Source organism: Streptomyces sp. NPDC048211 (assembly GCF_043202315.1).
GTDB lineage: Bacteria > Actinomycetota > Actinomycetes > Streptomycetales > Streptomycetaceae > Streptomyces.
This window is the reverse complement of record NZ_JBIDAD010000004.1, coordinates 506025-523870: the sequence shown is the minus strand read 5'-3', so window position 1 is coordinate 523870 and position 17846 is coordinate 506025. Positions and strand designations below refer to the sequence as shown.

Below are 17846 nucleotides of genomic sequence, written 5' to 3'. Positions count from 1 at the left end.
TCGGACCGCTTCAGTCCCGGTACGCGTCGACGAGGGCGGTGGCCTCCTCCAGGGAGAGGCCACCGCCCTCGGCGTACGCGCTCGCGTAGGCGTCGTCCCCGAGCACGGCGCGGACCAGCTCCTCGGCCCGGACGAAGTTCTCCCGCTCCATCGACGTCAGGAAGTGCCCTTCCGGCAGCAGCTCCCGGCCTGCGGCCAGCAGCCGCGCACCGGTCCGCGCCCCGCGCTCCTCGCCCAGCCCGCCCAGCGCCCACGCCGTGGTGACCAGGTGGATCACCGCCATCTGGGGTGCCACCATCTGCGTCAGCGGGTCGCCCAGGTGCACCAGCGCCCGCCGGGCGTGGTCCAGGGCAGCGGCGTGGTTCCCGTCCAGGTTGTCCAGCCAGGCCAGGCCGCCCAGGACGAACCCCTCGAAGATCGCCATGGTCTGGGACTTGAAATCTTCGAGCAGGATGGCGAACTGCTCACGGGCCTCGTCCGTACGGCCGGAACGGCCCAGCCACAGGGCCAGGAAGAGCCGGCCCGCCGGCCTCGCCTCGTGCCCCGTGTGCCGTTCGTCGGCGAGGATCTCACGCAGGATCGCCTCGCCCTCCGCACCGCGGTCGAGCTCGGTGAGCGCGGAGGCGTAGCGGGTGCGGAGCACCGACACCTGGGCCAGGGCGCCGAGCTTCGCCGCGTAGCCGACCGCGGCCAGGTAGTCCTCGGCCGCCCGGGTGAAGTCGCCGGTCTTCTCGTACGCCTCGCCACGCGAGGAGAGCGCCTCGGCCATCCCCCAGTCGTCACCGAGCCGGCTGAAGATCTCCAGGCTCTCGTCGGCGTCCACATGGGCCTCGCCCGCCCAGTCGGGCCGGTTGGCGAGCACGTTGGCGCGCATCTGGAGCGCTGCGGCGAGCTCCCACTCGTAGCCGAACTCCCGCGCGGCGCGGACCGTTTCGTCCAGCAGGTGCCGCAGGTCCGCGACGCCTCCGGTGAGCATGACGGCGAAGAACCAGAGCGATGCGGGGCTCCGGCAGGTCTGCGGCTGGCCGGCCCGGTAGGTGCCGGCGATCGTCCGCAGCCGCTCCATGCTGGCCTCGTTCGTCCACTCGTCCATCGCGTGGTCCATGCTGACCAGCTGGATCAGCCCCACCTGGCGCCGCGCCTCCTGGAGCAGTTCGGGTCCCATGGGCGGGGGCGCGTCGGTGCAGCGTTCGTGGATCGAGGGCGCGGGTCGCACCGGCGGGGCGAAGGGGTCGGGACCGAGCCCCGCGGTGGCGTCGGCCCAGTGCAGGGCGTCGCTGCGCAGGTTGCGGATCTGCCAGTACCAGGAGAGCGAGATCACCAGGCACAGCGACTCCTGCTCGTCGCGCGCGGCGACGGCGTGCCGGAGCGCGGTGCGCAGGTTCTCGTACTCGCGCTGGAATACCTCGATCGCGGCACGCTGTCCGGCGCCGCGGAGCAGGGGGTCGGTGGTACGGGCCAGCTCCCGGAAGTACACGAGGTGCCGGCGTTCCACGGCTTCCCGCTCCCCCGTCCCGTCGAGGCGCTCCGCCGCGTACTCGCCGACGGTCTCCAGGAGGCGGTAGCGCATCCGGCCGTCCGCCGCGGGCACGGCGACGACCAGGGACTTGTCGACGAGTGAGCCGAGCAGCCCGGCGACCTCCCGCGCCTGCCGCGGCCCGTCCGCGCAGACCGCCTCGGCCGCTTCGAGGGTGCAGCCGCCGGCGAAGACGGACAGCCGTCGCAGGGTGCTGCGTTCGTCCTCGGCGAGAAGGTCCCAGGACCAGTCGACGACGGCCCGCAGGGTCTGCTGGCGCGGGAGCACGGTGCGGCTGCCGCTCGTCAGCAGCTGGAACCGGTCGTCGAGCCGGCCGGCGATCTGCTGCGGGGTGAGCATCCGCAGCCGGGCGGCGGCGAGTTCGATGGCCAGCGGCAGACCGTCCAGGCGGCGGCAGATCTCGGCGGCGGCCGCCGCGGTCGCGTCGTCTGCGTCGACGCGGAAGCCGGGCAGCGCGGCGGCGCCGCGCTCGGCCAGCAGCCGCACTGCCGTCGGACCGGGCAGCGGCTCGACGGGCCGGACGAACTCGCCGGGTACGCCGAGGGGTTCGCGGCTGGTGGCGAGGACGGTGAGCTCCGGGCAGCGGGCCAGCAGGTGGTCGGCGAGGGCCGCGGCGGCCTCGATCACATGCTCGCAGTTGTCCAGGAGCAGCAGCATGCGGCGCCGGGAGCAGTGCTCGGTCAAGCGGGAGAGGGGTTCACCGGCGCCCCGTTCGGCGGCCCGGAGCTCCTCGGCACCGGCCCCGCGCAGCACGGTCTCGCGGGCACCCAGTGCGCCGAGGACCGCCTCCGGTACCGCTTCGGGATCGTCGACGGGCGCGAGTTCGGCCAGCCAGACGCCGTCCGGCCAGGCCGCGGGACCGAAGGATTCGGCGGTCTCCTGGGAGAGCCGGGTCTTGCCCGCTCCGCCGGGCCCGAGCAGGGTGACCAGCCGGGCCCGGGAGAGGTCGTCGCGCAGGTCGCCGATATCGCGCTCGCGCCCGACGAAGCTGGTGAGGCGGGCCCGGAGGTTGCCCTGCCGTACCGCCGCCACGGGGGCGCGGGGGCCGGCCGGCCGCGGGGCGGGGCGGGCGGGTTCCTGACGGAGCAGTTCGGCGTGCAGCGCGCTCAGCTCGGGTCCCGGATCGGTGCCGAGCCGGTCGGCGAGCACGGTGCGCACCCCGTCGTACGCGGCCAGCGCCTGGGCCGTGCGCCCCGCATCGCGCAGGGCCCGCAGCCGCAGTGCCTGGAGCGGTTCGTCGAGGGGGTGCTCGTCGCAGAGCGCGGCCAGCTCCGGGAGCACCTCGTCGGCCCGGCCGAGCGCGAGCGCCGCGCCGAGCCGGGTCCGCCGGGCGTCGAGCCGGCGGGCGGTCCAGCGGGCCGCGACGGCGTGCCGGTCGGGCAGGTCGGCCAGCGCCGGTCCGCGCCAGAGGCCGAGGGCGTCGTCGAGGACGCTCAGGGCCTTCGCCGGATCGCCCGCCGACAGGGCTCGCGCGCCCTCCCCCGCGAGGCGTTCGAAGCGGTAGAGATCGACACTGTCCGGTTCGGCCGCCAGCCGGTAGCCGTTCTCCGCCGAGGCGACCGACGCATGGCCGAGTATCCGGCGCAGCCGGCCGACGAGAGCCTGGAGCGCGCCCGGCGCGTCGGCGGGCGGATCGCCGTCCCACACCTCGTCGACGAGCACCGCGACGGGCACCGTCCGGCCGGGCCGCAGCGCGAGCACGGCGAGCAGGGCACGCAGCCGCGCCCCGCCGATGGAGACGGCCGTGCCGTCGTCGCGGAGTGCCTGGGTGGTACCGAGGATGCCGTAGCGCACGCGCCCATTGTCCGTGACGGGGACCGGGTCATCCACACCCGCCCGGCCGCCCCCGCCCGCGTTCCCGACCGTCATGTCACCACCCTTCACGGAACCCCGGCCCGACGCGAGACGTTTTCCGCGTGTCGCCTGTACGGTCGGGGCTCGCCGCCTGCCCGCAGTCACCAGGAGCCCGCCGATGACCACCGCACCAGCTCGCAGCGACCGGCGGATCAGTCCGGTCTTCCTCGGGATCGTCGCCGTCATGGCCGTCTCGGGCTGGGCGGTGTGGACGGACTTCGCCGAGCAGCCGGGCTTCGCCACGTTCCTGTTCGTGACCGCGGCCTGGGTCGTCTCACTCTGTCTGCACGAGTACGCCCATGCCAGGACGGCACTGCACAGCGGCGACATCTCCATCGGCGCCAAGGGCTATCTGACCCTCAACCCCTTGAAGTACACGCACGCGCTGCTGAGCATCGTGCTGCCCGTGCTGTTCGTGATCATGGGCGGGATCGGGCTGCCGGGTGGCGCGGTCTTCATCGAGCGGGGCCGGATCCGGGGCCGCTGGAAGCACAGCCTGATCTCGGCGGCGGGTCCGCTGACGAACGTCCTGTTCGCGCTGGTGTGCACCGCGCCGTTCTGGCTGGACGCGCTGGACGGGGTCCCGGGCCCCTTCCGGAACGCGCTGGCCTTTCTGGCGCTGCTCCAGGTGACGGCGGCGATCCTGAACTCCGTGCCGGTGCCGGGGCTGGACGGCTACGGGGTGATCGAACCGTGGCTCTCGCACTCGGTCCGGCGCGCGGTGGAACCGATCGCGCCGTTCGGGCTGATCGCGGTGTTCGCCCTGCTGTGGGTCCCCGAGGTGAACGGGGCGTTCTTCGACATGATCGACGCGCTGCTGCGGTCGCTGGGCGTCAGCGAGTTCGAGACGTACTGCGGCCTCGACGCCTACCGCTTCTGGCAGACGGCGAACCCGGTGTGCGCGATCAACGGCTAGGCACCCTGCGCAGGCGGGGCGACGCGCTGCCGGCGCACGTAGTACCAGGCCATGTTGGACGAGAGCCCGACCAGCAGCACCCAGACGATCCCGAGGAGCCAGCTGCCCTGCACGAAGGAGATCACGGCGGCCGCGACCGCGAGGACGCAGACGGCCATGGCGTAGAGAGCGAGGCGGGGCATGGGGGTGGCTCCTGTCGGGGGATGGTGCGCGGTCCCCTCCAGTGTCCCCCATGCCCCGGGGCGCCGGGAGCAGGGTGCGGCGCCGGCTCAGACGTCGGTGGCGCGCAGCCCGGCGTGTGCCTTGTAGCGGCGGTTGACGGAGATCAGGTTGGCGACGAGCGATTCGACCTGGTGGGCGTTGCGGAGCCGGCCCGCGAAGATGCCGCGCATGCCCGGGATCCGGCCGGCCAGGGCCTGGACGGTGTCGGTGTCGGCGCGGGCCTCGCCCAGCACCAGCACGTCGGTGTCGATCTCCTCGATCGCCTCGTCCTGGAGCAGGACCGCCGAGAGGTGGTGGAAGGCGGCGGTGACGCGGGACTCCGGGAGCAGGGCGGCCGCCTGCTCGGCTGCGCTGCCCTCCTCGGGCTTCAGGGCGTAGGCGCCCTTCTTGTCGAAGCCGAGCGGGTTGACGCAGTCGATGACGAGCTTGCCGACGAGCTCGTCGCGCAGGGACTCCAGGGTCTTGGCGTGGCCGTCCCACGGCACGGCGACGATCACGACGTCGCTGTCGCGCGCGCAGGCGGCGTTGTCGGCGCCCCGCACGCCGTGGCCCAGCTCATCGGCTGCGGCCTGCGCGCGGTCCGCCGCACGGGAGCCGATGATCACGCCGTGTCCGGCGCGGGCGAACCGGTACGCGAGTCCGCGGCCCTGCGGCCCGGTGCCGCCGAGGACGCCGATGGTCAGGCCCGACACATCGGGGAGGTCCCAGGGGTCCTTGGCGGGGGGCTTGGGGGCGCTGCCGCTGTCATTCGTAGTCATGGCCCCGACACTACTGCCAGGTACGGGGGCCGGACCCGGTGTCCCCGGCCAGCGGGACGGACCGTCGCGCCGGACTCGTACGGATGGTTCGGCCGCCGTTCTCCGGTGCGGAGCCCCGGTCTCGTGCATGATGCCCGGCCATGGATGCCGTACGGGTGGCGCTGCTGCGCGAGGTGCTGGCGAAGACACAGTGGCCGGCGGCGTCCCGGCGGTTCGCCGGGACGCTCCGTTCGTCCGTCGTGCCGCACGGCGGCGGGCTGCTGCTGGTGGGGACCGAGGAGTACGAGCCGTGGCACCTGGCGGCCCATCTGGTCGATGAGTCCACCTGGTCGGGGCTGCCCGAGCTGGTGCCCACCCTGGTACGCCACCGGGTGGAACCGGGCGACCCCGCCCACCTGGCGGTGGGGCTCGGCCGGATCGAGGCGGCGGGGCGGGGCGAGACCCTGCTCGTGGTGGTGCCGGAGCGGCCGGGTGAGGGGCTGCTGGAGCGGGTGCACGATGCCCGCCGGGCCGGGGCGACGGTCCTGTCGCTGGACAACGGTGATCCGGAGGTGCGGGGGCTCGCCCACGAGGCGCTCTCCGTGACGGGCGGCGACGATGTGGACCTGGACACGGTCCAGCACCTGGTCAGCGCGGCGGCCGGGGAGAACGGGGCGCCCGTGCAGCGCGGCCGGCGGCGGTTCCGGGACCGGCTGTCCCGGCTCGCCGACCAGCTGACCGCGCCGCCGCCGGCGCGGTGGTGATCCGGCATACCCACCGCACGCGTCCCCTGCCCGATATCTGTTTGCACCGGGCACGCACCGGGACGGACCATGTCTCCTCGTGACCTCTCGCACCTCCCTCGCCGCCAGGCTGGCAGCACTGCTTCCCGACCTCTCCCCCTGGCGTTCCTCGGCGGACTTCCGCCTGCTGTGGGTGCAGGGGATCGTCACCTACTTCGGCAGCTTCATGGCCCTGATCGCGCTGCCGCTCCAGATCAAGGACCTCACCGGGTCCCCGCTCGCGGTCGCCGCGATGGGCGCGGTCGAGCTGGTTCCCCTGGTCGTGTTCGGGCTCTACGGCGGTGCGCTGGCCGACGCGGCCGACCGCCGCAAGGTCATCCTGGCCACCGAGGCGGGTCTGGGGCTGCTCGCGCTGATCCTGCTGGTGACCGCGGCGCTGCCCGACCCGATGCTGTGGCCGCTCTACGTGGTGGCCGGCGGTGTCTCCGCACTGGCCGGGCTCCAGCGGCCGGCGCTGGACTCGCTGATGGCCCGCATCGTGCCGCACGACCAGCTGGGCGCCGCCGCCGCGCTGAACTCGCTGCGCTGGCAGGCCGGCGCGATCCTGGGCCCGGCGCTGGCGGGCCTGGTGGTGGCCTATGCCGGGCACGCCACGGCGTACGCGATCACCGTGGTCACGTTCGCCGTGTCTGTGGTGCTGTGCCGCGGGCTCGCGCCCGCGCCGCCCGCGGAGCAGGGGGCGAAGCCGTCGCTGCGCGGCATCGCGGAGGGTGCGCGCTACGCCTGGAGCCGGCCGGTGCTGCTCGGCACGTACGCGATCGACATGGCGGCGATGTTCTTCGCCTTCCCGAACACGATCTTCCCGTTCCTCGCCGACGAGCTGGACGCGGACTGGTCGCTGGGAATGATGTACGCGGCGGGCTCGGTCGGCTCGCTCGTGCTGGGCCTGACCAGCGGCTGGACCTCACGGGTGCGGCGGCACGGACTGTTCGTGGTGGCCGGTGCGGCCGTCTGGGGGCTGGCCATCGCGGCGGCCGGCCTGTTCGGCGACGTCTGGCTGGTGCTGGCCTGCCTGACGGTCGCCGGCGCGGGCGACATGCTCAGCGGCCTGGGCCGTTCGACCATCTGGAACCAGACGATCCCGGAGGAGCTGCGGGGCAGGCTCGCGGGCATCGAGGTGCTCTCGTACAGCGTCGGCCCGCAGCTGGGCCAGGTCCGGGCCGGCGGTATGGCCGGATGGACGGGGACCAGGACCGCGGTCTGGTCCGGGGGCGTGGCCTGTGTGGCCTCGGTGGCGCTGCTGGCCGCGGCCCTGCCGAAGCTCCTCACCTACGACGCGGAGACGGACGAGGACGCGCTGCGCCGGCGCGCACGGAGCGAGGAGGCCCTGCGGGCGGCGGCGCCGGCCGGCTGAGCCCGGGGCGGGGGCCCGAGGCCCCCGCCCCGGCGGGTCGCGCCCTCAGCCGCCCGCGTTCTCGTCCGGGTCCGGGCGGTCGTGCCACTTGGGGTCGGTCTCCCACTCCAGGTTGCGCTCCTTCGCGGTCTCCATCGCGTGCTGCGCCTCCTGACGGGAGGTGTACGGGCCGAAGCGGTCCTTGGCCGGGCACTCGGGGCCCTCCTCGACCTTCTTGTGCTCCAGGCAGTAGAACCACTCGCCCGGCTTGCCGACCGTGCGCTTCTTGAACAGGGCCATCACGGCTCCTTTCCTCGGTGCCATGCTGCCCCAGACACAGGCTCTAGACTCGCTGGCATGTCTGGCCAGTCGCTGCTTGTACCAGGGGAGCTCACTCCCGTCCGTTCCGTGCCCGGAAACATCCGGCGTCCCGAGTATGTGGGCAAGCCCGCCCCGACGCCGTACAGCGGCCCGGAGGTCCAGGACGCCGATACCGTCGAGCGCATGCGCGTCGCGGGCCGCATCGCCGCCCGGGCCATGGCCGAGGCCGCGAAGCACATCGCCCCGGGCGTCACCACGGACGAACTCGACCGGGTCGCGCACGAGTTCATGTGCGACCACGGCGCGTATCCGTCGACGCTGGGCTACCGGGGCTTCCCCAAGTCGCTCTGCACCTCGCTCAACGAGGTGATCTGCCACGGCATCCCGGACTCGACGGTGCTGCGTGACGGCGACATCGTGAACCTCGACGTGACGGCGTACATCAACGGGGTGCACGGCGACAACAACGCCACCTACCTCTGCGGCGACGTGGACGAGGAGTCGCGGCTGCTCGTGGAGCGCACCGAGGAGTCGCTGAGGCGGGCGATCAAGGCGGTGCGGCCGGGCCGCCAGGTCAACGTGATCGGCCGGGTCATCGAGTCGTACGCGAAGCGCTTCGGGTACGGGGTGGTACGGGACTTCACGGGGCACGGGATCAATTCCTCGTTCCACTCCGGGCTGATCATCCCGCACTACGACAGCCCGCACGCCACCACCGTGATGCAGCCCGGCATGACGTTCACCATCGAGCCGATGCTGACGCTCGGGTCCCACGACTACGACATGTGGGACGACGGCTGGACCGTGGTCACGAAGGACCGCAAGCGCACCGCGCAGTTCGAGCACACGCTGGTGGTGACGGAGACGGGCGCCGAGATCCTGACGCTCCCGTAGCCCCGCGACCGCCTCCCCCTCCGAACGGCCGCCCCTCGTGGGCGGCCGTTTCCCGTTCCCGTCCCCTCGTCCACTTTTACCGACAGGACGTCGGGAAACAGTTGACTTAGGTATGCCTAAGTAGGAAGATCGACGCATCGGCGTCCGCCGGGGCGAGCAGCCTCGACGGGCTGATATTTCCGTCTCTTTCTGGACTTCCCGTCCCCCTCGGTCCCCGGAGGCCCGCCTTGGACGCAACCGTCACCGCCACGCCCTTCTCGACGCTGATCCGCACCGCGTCGCACGAGCAGCACACCGAGGCCGAGACCTCGACCTTCATGAGCGATCTGCTCGGCGGTCGCCTCGGGGTGGACGCGTACACGCGCTACACCGAGCAGCTGTGGTTCGTGTACCGGGCGCTGGAGGACGGGGCCCTGGCACTGGCCGCGGACCCGGTCGCCGGGCCGTTCATCCAGCCCGAACTGATGCGCACCGCCCAGCTGGAGCGGGATCTGGCACATCTGCGCGGTACGGACTGGCGCGAGGGCCTGGAGCCGCTCCCGGCCACGGCCGCGTACGCCGACCGGGTCACCGAATGCGCCCGCACCTGGCCCGCCGGTTACATCGCGCACCACTACACGCGCTACCTGGGCGACCTCTCGGGCGGCCAGATCATCCGCGACAAGGCGGAGAAGACGTGGGGCCTCGCGCACAAGGGTGACGGCGTGCGGTTCTACGTCTTCGAGGAGATATCCAACCCCGCCTCCTTCAAGCGGGGTTACCGGGAGCTGCTGGACGCGGTGAACGCGGACGATCTGGAGAAGCAGCGCATCGTGGACGAGTGCAAGCGCGCGTTCGCGCTGAACACCGCGGTGTTCCGGGAGCTGGGCGAGGTGTTCCCGCTCAGCGCGTAGGCCCTGGCGGCAGGCGGCGGGGTGGTCCGGGTGGTCCGGATCGCCCCGCCGCTTCGCCGTGTCCGTCCTCAGCCGCCGGCCGGGCTCTGCTGCACCAGCACGACCCGGCCGCCGATCTCCACCGAGCCGTCCGGCGCGGGTGCGGTGAGGATCTGGGAGCCGCGGCCCTGCCTGATGTTCAGGGCGCGGCCCAGCCGGTCGCTGAGCAGCAGCGCCGCCGCCCCCGTCGCCTCGTCCTCCGCGATCCCGTCGTCCCGCCGGGGAAACGCCCGCGCCCGCACCCGGCCGGCGGCCTCGTCCTCCCACGCCCAGGCGTAGAGCCAGCCCTCGCCCGGCGGCGGGGCGGGCAGCGCGTCGACCTCGGCGACGGAGCCGTACTGCTGCAGCGTGCGCGGCGGCGCCCACTCGGGGCGGGCGGTGATCCAGCTGAACTCCCCGTCCTGGCGGGCGAAGACCTCCCCCACCTCCAGCTCCAGGAACTCCAGGTCGAGCAGCCAGGCGGCGCCGACCAACGGGTGTCCGGCGAACGGCAGCCGGAGGCCGGGTGTGTAGATGTCCAGACGGCCGCGCTCGGGGTCGTCCACGAACACGGTCTCGCTGAAGCCGAGTTTCCCGGCGAGCGCCTGCCGGGAGGCCTCGTCGGGGTGGTCGCTTCCGTCGCGTACGACCCCGAGCGCGTTGCCGTGCCGGCCGTCGGGGCCGCAGAACACGCGCAGGACGTCGATGCCGGCCGGTACGTCGTAGTCATTCACATGCGCATTCAAGCACCGCCCGGGTACCCGCCCCGCGAGAGGCCGTTACCCGGGCGGTGTGCGCCGATGATCAGACCGTACGGCGACGCCTGGCCACGACGACCGCTCCGGCGCCGGCTGCCACGATGACGCCCGAGGCGGCGAACAGGGTGCCCGCCGGGAGGTCGGAGCCGGTGGAGGCGAGGGCGCCCGAGCCGCCGACCGTGCCGGCGCCGCCCACGGTGCCGCCGGTGGACGTACCGCCGGTGGTGGACGAGCCGCCCGTGGACGAGCCGGCCGTCGAGCCGCCGGTGGAGGGGAGTTCGGCGTCCTTGTCGAGGGCGACCGAGAGGGTCAGCGCGTCGAGCCGGTCGCCCGCCCTGTACATCCCGCCGAAGGCCTTGGTGCCGTCGGCGGTGAGGGCGGCCGGTACGGCCGAGAGGGTCACCACGCCGTTCTTGGCGGTGAGTCCGCCGACGGGCAGTTCGAGGTCGGCGACGGCCAGACCCGTGTAGGTGGCGGTCTTCTTCGTCTCACGGTCCTTGGTGGACACGTCGGCGATGAGCTTGCCCCGGGTCCCGTCCGCCTGGATCTCCAGGTTGGTCAGCGACAGGTCGAGCGTGTAGGCGCCGTTCTCCTCGTGGCCCAGGAAGCGGACCTTGCCGTCGAACGCGGCACTCAGGGTCTGCTTGTCGGCGTCGAAGCGGCCGGTGGCGTCGGGGAAGCGGTAGCCGTCGCCCGTCGCGGTCGCACCGGCGGTCGTCTCGACCTTGCCGTGGGCGATGGGGCCCGTGACGTACGAACGGAAGGAGGCCTTGACGCCCCAGTCCAGGGTGCCGTCGACGATGGCGCCCGGGTCGGCGGCCGGCTTGTCGGTGACCGTGGTGGTCGGGGAGGGCTCGGGGGTGGACCCCGTCGGCTGCGTGGTGGGCTTCGCCGTGGGCTTCCCGGTCGGCTCGGCCGGGTCCGTCGGCTTCTTGGTCGGCTCGGCGGGGTCGGTCGGCTTCTTGGTCGGCTCGGCCGGGTCCGTCGGGGCCGTGACCGCCTTCACCGTGAGAGTGGCGGGGTCGAGCACCTCGCCTTCCTTGTACTGGCCGTTGAAGGCCTCCGAGCCGGCCTTCGTCAGCTTGGCGGGGATGTCCTTGAAGACCATCGCCCCGCCCGCGCCCTGCCCCGGCCGGACGGCCGACAGGTCGAGGTCGGCGACCGCCACGTCGTTCGCCGTACCGGCCGGGGTCGCCACGTCGGCGGTGATCGCGCCGCCCGCGCCGGCCGTGGAGAGCTTGACGTCCGAGAGCGTGATGTCCAGGACGCCGCCGTGCGCCGAGAAGTTGACGCCGCCCTCGAAGGCGGTGTCGGTGCCGTGCGTGGTCATGTCGTACGAGCCCTTGCCGTTGACAAAGGTGAACACACCGTTGCCCTCGGCCTGGGTGGCACCGTCCTTGACGGTGATCTTTCCGGCGGCGCCGATGTACTTGCGGAAGGACTCCTTGAAGCCCCAGTCCAGCGTGCCGTCCTTGAGCTCCATGGCCGGGGCGGCCGCGGTGGCGTTCTGCTCGGACTGTTCGGCCGCGAGCGCCGGAAGGGCGAAGGCGGCGCCGAGGGCGGCAGCGGTGGCGACGGCTGCGGCAAGGGCTATGGGACGGCGGGTGGCTGCCATGGTCGGGGGTCTCCTCAGGGATGTTCAGTGATCTGCGGGGGGTGCGGGGTGGTGCGGGGGGTCAGGAAGAGGCGTCCGTCGTGGAGCGCTTGCGGCGTACGAGAACGAGTGCGCCGACCGCGGCCGCGGCGAGTACGCCCGCTCCGCCGAGGGCCAGGTACAGCCCGGTCCGGGAGCCGTCGTCCGCCACGGTGGCGGCGGCCGCGACGGGCTTCACGGCGGGCGGCTCGGAGGTCTGCGCCGAGGGCGTGGGCTCGCTGCCCAGGTCGGGGAGTGCGGGCAGCTTCGCCGTCGCCGTGACGGCCACGACGAGCGAGACCGGGTCCATCGCGGTGCCCGCCTTGTACAGGGAGCCGAAGGCCCTGGCGCCGTCGGCGGTCAGTGTGGCGGGGGCCTCCGTGAGGACCGCGAGGCCGTCCTTCGGGGCGAAGCCCCCGGCCGGGAAAGTGATCAGGGGGACGGCTTTGCGGCTGGTGTCCTCGCTCAGGACGTCGGCGCGGAGCGTGCCCGCGCCCGCCTTCACGGTCACCGCGAACCGGGAGAGCCTCAGATCGAGACCGCCCGCCCCGGTGAAGCGGACGCTGCCCGCGAACTCCGCCTCCAGGGCCTGCTTCTTCGCGTCGTACGTGCCCTCGCCCCGCGGGAAGCGGAAGAGTGCCCCGCCGTCCTGGGCGCCCCCGGCCAGGGTCCACTTCCCCTGGCCGATCGAGCCGGTGACGTACTCGCGGAAGGTGCGGCGCACGCCCCAGTCGACGGCGGCGTCCTCGAACCTGCCGGGCGCGGCCTTCGGTTTCGCGCTGCTCTCCGGCTTCTGGGGGGTCTTCGACGCCGCGGGCTTCCCGGCCGGGGCCGAGGTGTCCACGGAGAGGCTGACCGGGTCCAGTGGGGTGCCGGCCGTGTAGTAGCCGGCGAAGGCCTCGGCGCCCTGTGAAGTGAGCGTCGCCGGGATGTTGTTGAGGGCGACGGGGGTGGAACCGCCCCGCATGTCGATCCCGGCGAGGCCCAGGGTGGCCAGCGGGACCTGGGCGGTCGAGGTGACGCGGCCGCTCCCCCGGTCCTTGCTGACCATGTCCGCGTACACCGTGCCGCCGCCGCCCTCGATCCGGACCGTGGGGCGGCTGATCGTGAGGTCGAGTTCGTAGGAGCCGTCGGTCTTCCTGTGGCCGGTGAAGTGGACACCGCCCGAGAAGCCCGCCCGGAAGTCGCCGCCGGCCGGATCGTAGGAACCGGTAGCGGAGTGGAAGCGGAACTGGCTGCCGCCGACCGTTGCCGCGCCGCCGGTCAGGCCCCAACTTCCCTGGGCGATCGGGCCCGTGACGTAACTCTGGAAGGAGGACTTGATGCCCCAGTCCAGCCGTCCGCCCTGCACCGTGCGGGTCGCCGCGTGCGCGGCGGTGGCCGGGAGCAGCGCCGCCGGCAGTACCGCGAGAAGCGCGACGGCAAGCGCGCGGGCAGGTCGATACGAGGACATGAGGGCCCCTCCGGGATCTAGAAAGTCAGGTAAGGCTAACCTAAGGTATGTACATCCTGTGCCGGTACCCCTTTCCGTCACATTCACGGCCAATCCCTTACCAACTGCACACCGCAGAACGACAGGACGGTGCCCCAGTGCGCTTCGAGAAGGACTTCGCCCCGCCGGGCCGGGGCGCCGGGCAACCCGGGCGCCGGCGCACCGGCGTCCTGGCCGCCGCATTCCTGGCGACGGCACTGTCGCTGGCCGGGTGCGGGGACACGGGAGCTCCCGAGGCGAAGACGGCGGGAGCCGGGGCGTCCACGGCCCCGGCGGCGGACCGGATCGAGCCACTGACAACGACGCCGGCACCGCGGCTGCCCGTCACCGTCACCTCGGCGGACGGCGAGCGCACCACCGTCACCTCGGCGGACCGGATCGTGCCGCTGACCGGCAGCCTGAGCGAGATCGTCTTCACGCTCGGCCTCGGCAAGCAGGTCGTGGCCCGCGACATCACCGCCACCTTCGAACAGGCGGCAGAACTCCCCGTGGTGACCCGGGCCCACGACGTGTCGGCGGAGAGCGTCCTGTCCCTGCATCCCACCGTCGTCCTCGCCGACACCACGACGGGCCCGGCCGAGGCCATCGGCCAGATCCGCGATGCCGGGATTCCGCTCGTGGTCGTCGAACCGGCCAAGGAACTCGCCGATGTCGGCCGCCGGATCGACACGGTGGCCGCCGCCCTCGGCGTACCGGAGTCCGGCGACGCGCTCGAAAAGCGCACCCGGGACCGCATCGACGCCGTGCGCGAGTCCGTCCCCGCACCGGCCGACGGGGCGAAGAAGCCGCGGGTCGCCTTCCTCTACCTGCGCGGCTCCGCGTCCGTCTATCTGCTGGGCGGCCGCGAGTCCGGGGCGAGTTCGCTGCTGGAGGCGGCGGGCGCCGTCGACGCGGGCAAGGCGTCCGGGCTGAAGAAGGACTTCACCGCCATCACCAGCGAGGCCCTGGCCAAGGCGGCTCCGGACGCGATCCTGGTGATGACGAAGGGCCTCGACTCGGTCGGCGGTGTCGACGGTCTGGTGAAGATCCCGGGCGTCGCGGAGACCCCGGCCGGTATGGACCGGCGGATCGTCTCGGTCGACGACGGGGTGCTGCTGAACTACGGACCGCGCACCGACCGGGTGCTGAGTGAACTGGTCGCCCAGCTCTACCCGGAGGACGGTGCGGCCCAGTGACCACCGCCTACGAGGCACCCACCGGGCGGACGGACGCCGAGCAGGCTCCGGCGCCGCCCCGGGCCCGGCGCTCGACGGCCGTCACCCTGACCGCCGGGCTGCTCGCCGCCCTGCTCCTGTGCTGCCTGCTGTCGGCCGGACTCGGCGCGTACAGCATCCCGCTCGGCGACGTCCTCGCCTCGGTCCAGCACCGGACCGGACTCGGCGGTCACGCCCTGGACCGGGTCGGCGAGAGCGTCCTGTGGAACGTGCGGCTGCCGAGGGTCGTCCTCGCGCTGCTGGTCGGCGCGTCCCTCGGCTGCGCGGGCGCCCTGATGCAGGGCGTGTTCGGCAATCCGCTCGCCGAGCCGGGCGTCATCGGGATCTCCGCGGGGGCGGCGGTCGGCGCGGTCGCCTCGATCGCGCTGGGGCTGAGCTTCCTCGGCAACTGGACGATCACCGTCTGCGCGTTCGCCGCCGGTCTGCTGACCGTGCTGCTGGTGTACGCGCTCTCGCGGTCGGGCGGCCGGACGGAGGTGGTGACGCTGATCCTCACCGGCATCGCCGTCAACGCCTTCGCGGGCGCGCTGATCGGCCTGTTCATCTTCTTCGCGGACAACGCGCAGATCACCCAGATCACCTTCTGGCAGCTCGGTTCGCTGGCCCAGGCCACCTGGCCCAAGGTGCTGGCGGTGCTGCCGTGCGCGGTGCTCGGCCTCGCCATCGCGCCGTTCTACGCCCGCAAGCTGGACCTGCTGGCGCTCGGTGAACGGCCGGCCCGGCACCTGGGCGTCGATGTGGAACGGCTCCGCATCGTGCTGGTGCTCGTCGTGGCGCTGCTGACGGCCGCCGCGGTGGCGGTGGCCGGGATCATCTCGTTCGTGGGACTGCTGGTGCCGCACCTGCTGCGGATGGCGAACGGCCCGGGGCACCGCTTCCTCGTACCCGGCAGTGCGCTCGGCGGTGCGCTGGTGCTCGTCGCCGGCGATCTCGCGGCGCGGACCGTCGCCGACCCGGCCGAGCTGCCGCTCGGCGTGCTGACCGCGCTCTTCGGCAGCCCGTTCTTCTTCTGGCTGCTGCGCAGGACCCGTCGTAAGCAAGGTGGTTGGGCATGAGGACACTGCGGAACCTCTTCGCGGGACGGGGCCGGCGGCTGCCCGTGCCCGTCGCCCCCGGCGATCCGGTCGCCGAGGCGCTCGGGCTGCGGGTCCGGCTCGGCGGGCGGCAGGTGCTCGACTCCATCGACCTGACGGCGCACGCCGGCGAGGTGCTGGCACTCGTCGGCCCGAACGGGGCGGGCAAGTCGACCCTGCTGGCCGCGCTGGCCGCCGACCTGCCCGCCGGGAGCGGCGCGGTGTGGATCGACGGGCGGCCGGTCACCGACTGGTCCGCACCCGAACTGGCGCTGCGCCGGGCCGTGCTGCCGCAGTCCGCGGCGCTGTCCTTCCCGTTCCCGGTCGAGGACGTCGTACGGATGGGGCGCGCGCCCTGGGCGGGGACGGACCGGGCGGACGAGGACGATCCGGCGGTGCGTGCCGCGATGGCGGCCACCGAGGTGACCGGGTTCGCCGCCCGCCCCTTCTCCGCGCTGTCCGGCGGCGAGCGGGCCCGGGTGGCCCTCGCCCGGGTGCTGGCGCAGCGGGCGCCGCTGCTGCTGCTGGACGAACCGACCGCCGCGCTCGACCTGCGCCATCAGGAACTGGTGCTGCGGATCTGCCGGGAGCGGGCCGCCGCAGGGGACGCGGTCGTCGTCGTCCTGCACGATCTGGGCCTCGCGGCCGCGTACGCGGACCGGGCCGCCGTGCTGCACGACGGGCGGATCGCGGCGGACGGTCCGCCGGGCGAGGTGTTCACAAGTGCGTTGCTCAGCGGGGTCTACCGGCAGCCGGTCGAGGTGTTCCCGCATCCGCGGACCGGGGTGCCTCTCGTCGTCCCGGAAAGAGCCCTCTTGACCATTGCTTGACCCGTTGGGGGCTCGCTCATGGGTCGGCTGTGATCCTTCCGTTCCTGTGAGTCCCCAGTGAGAGGTGAATCACTGCACGGGTGGGTACCGGTCAGGTAAGCCTCGGTTAAGTTAGGTCCGCCTCACCCACCTTTGTCCGATCCGTTTCTCCCTTCCTCCCTACCTCTCAAGTGGAGCCCGCATGCGAGCCGTTCGTTTCTCCGTCGTCACCGCTGCCGCCACCGTGGCCGCTCTGACCGCTGTCACGGGCTGCGCCGAGAAGAGCGACGGCAAGGGCGAGGGCGCCGTCCAGGTCGTCGCCAAGGACGACTCCTGCGAGGTCTCGAAGACGGAGCTGCCGGCCGGGCACGTCGAGCTGGCCGTGCAGAACAAGGGCTCCAAGGTCACCGAGGTCTACGTCCTGTTCCCGGACGACCGCATCGTCGCCGAGCGCGAGAACATCGGCCCGGGCACCAAGGCCTCCATCACCGCCGAGATCAAGGCCGGTTCGTACGAGATCGCCTGCAAGCCCGGCATGAAGGGCCACGGCATCCGGCAGAAGATCGAGGTCAGCGGCGGCAAGGTGGCCAAGCGCAGCCCGGAGATGGACAAGGCCGTCGCCGCCTACCGCACCTACGTCCAGGCGCAGGCCGACGAGACGCTGCCGAAGGTCAAGGTCTTCACGGACGCCGTCGCCGCCGGTGACGTCGAGGCCGCGAAGAAGGCGTACGCCGACTCCCGTATCGGCTGGGAGCGCACCGAGCCCGTCGCGGAGTCCTTCGGCGACATCGACCCGAAGGTCGACGTCCGCGAGGACGGCCTGGAGGACGGCCAGAAGTGGACCGGCTGGCACCGCCTGGAGAAGGCGCTGTGGCAGGACAAGAAGCTGGGCACCGAGGAGAAGGCCCTCGCGCCGACCCTCTACAAGGACCTGCTCGACTGGCAGAAGCGGGTCGGCACGGCGGAGATCACGCCGACCTCGATGGCCAACGGCGCCAAGGAGCTCCTCGACGAGGTCGCCACCGGCAAGGTCACCGGTGAGGAGGAGCGCTACAGCCACACCGACCTGGTCGACTTCAAGGCCAACGTCGAGGGCGCGGAGAAGTCCTACGAGCTGCTGAAGCCGATCGCCACGAAGAACGACGCGGCGCTGACCGCCACCCTGGACAAGCAGTTCGCGGCGCTGAACACGCTGCTGGACAAGTACCGCACGGACAAGAGCTCCTACGTGTTCACCTCGTACGAGAAGGTCGGCAAGGCGGACCGCAAGGAGCTGTCCGACGCGGTCAACGCGCTGGCCGAGCCCCTCTCGCGGCTCGCTGCCGCGGTGACGAAGTAA

16 protein-coding genes are annotated in these 17846 nt (G+C 72.8%); 9 read left to right on the top strand and 7 right to left on the bottom strand.

The window, feature by feature from the left end; all coding sequences use genetic code 11:
- Positions 1–10 precede the first annotated feature (10 nt).
- Positions 11–3331, bottom strand: coding sequence for an ATP-binding protein (locus ACGFZA_RS18660; RefSeq protein ID WP_393680520.1), 3321 nt, complete (start codon positions 3329–3331; stop codon positions 11–13).
- Between the two features lie 178 nt (positions 3332–3509).
- Between ACGFZA_RS18660 and ACGFZA_RS18655 the strand changes: the two genes are divergently transcribed.
- Positions 3510–4307 carry a site-2 protease family protein gene (locus ACGFZA_RS18655; protein ID WP_393680284.1) on the top strand — a complete coding sequence of 266 codons (798 nt, stop codon included), beginning with the start codon at positions 3510–3512 and terminating at the stop codon, positions 4305–4307.
- Here ACGFZA_RS18655 and ACGFZA_RS18650 read toward each other — a convergent pair.
- Together ACGFZA_RS18650 and npdG are read right to left on the bottom strand one after the other, a co-directional pair.
- A complete protein-coding gene (locus ACGFZA_RS18650; RefSeq protein WP_385280494.1) occupies positions 4304–4489 on the bottom strand; it encodes a hypothetical protein in 186 nt (61 codons plus the stop codon). The genes ACGFZA_RS18655 and ACGFZA_RS18650 overlap by 4 nt on opposite strands.
- 87 nt (positions 4490–4576) lie before the next feature.
- Positions 4577–5287, bottom strand: coding sequence for an NADPH-dependent F420 reductase (gene npdG, locus ACGFZA_RS18645; RefSeq protein WP_385280497.1), 711 nt, complete (start codon positions 5285–5287; stop codon positions 4577–4579).
- A 140-nt stretch (positions 5288–5427) separates the two neighbouring features.
- Here npdG and ACGFZA_RS18640 point away from each other — a divergent pair, with 140 nt between their 5' ends.
- Together ACGFZA_RS18640 and ACGFZA_RS18635 are read left to right on the top strand one after the other, a co-directional pair.
- Positions 5428–6030, top strand: coding sequence for a hypothetical protein (locus ACGFZA_RS18640; RefSeq protein WP_393680281.1), 603 nt, complete (start codon positions 5428–5430; stop codon positions 6028–6030).
- Positions 6031–6109: 79 nt separating this feature from the next.
- Complete coding sequence (locus ACGFZA_RS18635) at positions 6110–7423, top strand: MFS transporter (protein ID WP_393680279.1); 1314 nt, start codon at positions 6110–6112, stop codon at positions 7421–7423.
- A gap of 45 nt (positions 7424–7468) precedes the next feature.
- Here ACGFZA_RS18635 and ACGFZA_RS18630 read toward each other — a convergent pair whose 3' ends face one another.
- Entirely contained in the window at positions 7469–7702 is a 234-nt protein-coding gene (locus ACGFZA_RS18630; protein WP_385280506.1) for a hypothetical protein, read from the bottom strand.
- A gap of 57 nt (positions 7703–7759) precedes the next feature.
- Between ACGFZA_RS18630 and map the strand changes: the two genes are divergently transcribed.
- Both map and ACGFZA_RS18620 read left to right on the top strand, forming a co-directional pair.
- Positions 7760–8617 carry a type I methionyl aminopeptidase gene (gene map / locus ACGFZA_RS18625; RefSeq protein WP_385280508.1) on the top strand — a complete coding sequence of 286 codons (858 nt, stop codon included), beginning with the start codon at positions 7760–7762 and terminating at the stop codon, positions 8615–8617.
- Positions 8618–8844: 227 nt separating this feature from the next.
- Complete coding sequence (locus ACGFZA_RS18620; RefSeq protein ID WP_385280511.1) at positions 8845–9510, top strand: heme oxygenase (biliverdin-producing); 666 nt, start codon at positions 8845–8847, stop codon at positions 9508–9510.
- A gap of 68 nt (positions 9511–9578) precedes the next feature.
- Here ACGFZA_RS18620 and ACGFZA_RS18615 read toward each other — a convergent pair whose 3' ends face one another.
- The 3 genes from ACGFZA_RS18615 to ACGFZA_RS18605 form a co-directional block, all read right to left on the bottom strand.
- The gene (locus tag ACGFZA_RS18615; RefSeq protein ID WP_393680276.1) at positions 9579–10262 is read right to left on the bottom strand and encodes a PhzF family phenazine biosynthesis protein; all 684 of its coding nucleotides are present in this window, start codon (positions 10260–10262) and stop codon (positions 9579–9581) included.
- Positions 10263–10332: 70 nt separating this feature from the next.
- Positions 10333–11901 carry an HtaA domain-containing protein gene (locus ACGFZA_RS18610; RefSeq protein WP_393680274.1) on the bottom strand — a complete coding sequence of 523 codons (1569 nt, stop codon included), beginning with the start codon at positions 11899–11901 and terminating at the stop codon, positions 10333–10335.
- A gap of 61 nt (positions 11902–11962) precedes the next feature.
- The gene (locus ACGFZA_RS18605; protein WP_393680272.1) at positions 11963–13372 is read right to left on the bottom strand and encodes an HtaA domain-containing protein; all 1410 of its coding nucleotides are present in this window, start codon (positions 13370–13372) and stop codon (positions 11963–11965) included.
- Between the two features lie 137 nt (positions 13373–13509).
- On the opposite strand from ACGFZA_RS18605, the gene ACGFZA_RS18600 reads away from it, so the two are divergent.
- From ACGFZA_RS18600 to efeO, 4 genes are all read left to right on the top strand, one after another.
- Positions 13510–14586: a hemin ABC transporter substrate-binding protein gene (locus ACGFZA_RS18600; protein WP_393680270.1), complete on the top strand. Its 1077-nt coding sequence runs from the start codon at positions 13510–13512 to the stop codon at positions 14584–14586.
- Positions 14583–15680, top strand: a complete 1098-nt coding sequence (locus ACGFZA_RS18595; protein WP_393680268.1) for a FecCD family ABC transporter permease — start codon at positions 14583–14585, stop codon at positions 15678–15680. Before ACGFZA_RS18600 ends, ACGFZA_RS18595 begins: the two co-directional genes overlap by 4 nt.
- Positions 15677–16528 carry a heme ABC transporter ATP-binding protein gene (locus ACGFZA_RS18590; RefSeq protein WP_393680266.1) on the top strand — a complete coding sequence of 284 codons (852 nt, stop codon included), beginning with the start codon at positions 15677–15679 and terminating at the stop codon, positions 16526–16528. The genes ACGFZA_RS18595 and ACGFZA_RS18590 overlap by 4 nt, the downstream gene beginning before the upstream one ends.
- Positions 16529–16709: 181 nt before the next feature.
- A complete protein-coding gene (gene efeO / locus ACGFZA_RS18585) occupies positions 16710–17846 on the top strand; it encodes an iron uptake system protein EfeO (protein ID WP_385280531.1) in 1137 nt (378 codons plus the stop codon).

Excerpts from the sequence above, each read along its gene's own strand:
- ACGFZA_RS18655 (WP_393680284.1), top strand. The coding sequence starts at position 3,510 with ATGACCACCGCACCAGCTCGCAGCGACCGGCGGATCAGTCCGGTCTTC.
- ACGFZA_RS18650 (WP_385280494.1), bottom strand. The coding sequence starts at position 4,489 with ATGCCCCGCCTCGCTCTCTACGCCATGGCCGTCTGCGTCCTCGCGGTC.
- npdG (WP_385280497.1), bottom strand. The coding sequence starts at position 5,287 with ATGACTACGAATGACAGCGGCAGCGCCCCCAAGCCCCCCGCCAAGGAC.
- ACGFZA_RS18640 (WP_393680281.1), top strand. The coding sequence starts at position 5,428 with ATGGATGCCGTACGGGTGGCGCTGCTGCGCGAGGTGCTGGCGAAGACA.
- ACGFZA_RS18630 (WP_385280506.1), bottom strand. The coding sequence starts at position 7,702 with ATGGCCCTGTTCAAGAAGCGCACGGTCGGCAAGCCGGGCGAGTGGTTC.
- map (WP_385280508.1), top strand. The coding sequence starts at position 7,760 with ATGTCTGGCCAGTCGCTGCTTGTACCAGGGGAGCTCACTCCCGTCCGT.
- ACGFZA_RS18610 (WP_393680274.1), bottom strand. The coding sequence starts at position 11,901 with ATGGCAGCCACCCGCCGTCCCATAGCCCTTGCCGCAGCCGTCGCCACC.
- ACGFZA_RS18605 (WP_393680272.1), bottom strand. The coding sequence starts at position 13,372 with ATGTCCTCGTATCGACCTGCCCGCGCGCTTGCCGTCGCGCTTCTCGCG.
- ACGFZA_RS18590 (WP_393680266.1), top strand. The coding sequence starts at position 15,677 with ATGAGGACACTGCGGAACCTCTTCGCGGGACGGGGCCGGCGGCTGCCC.
- efeO (WP_385280531.1), top strand. The coding sequence starts at position 16,710 with ATGCGAGCCGTTCGTTTCTCCGTCGTCACCGCTGCCGCCACCGTGGCC.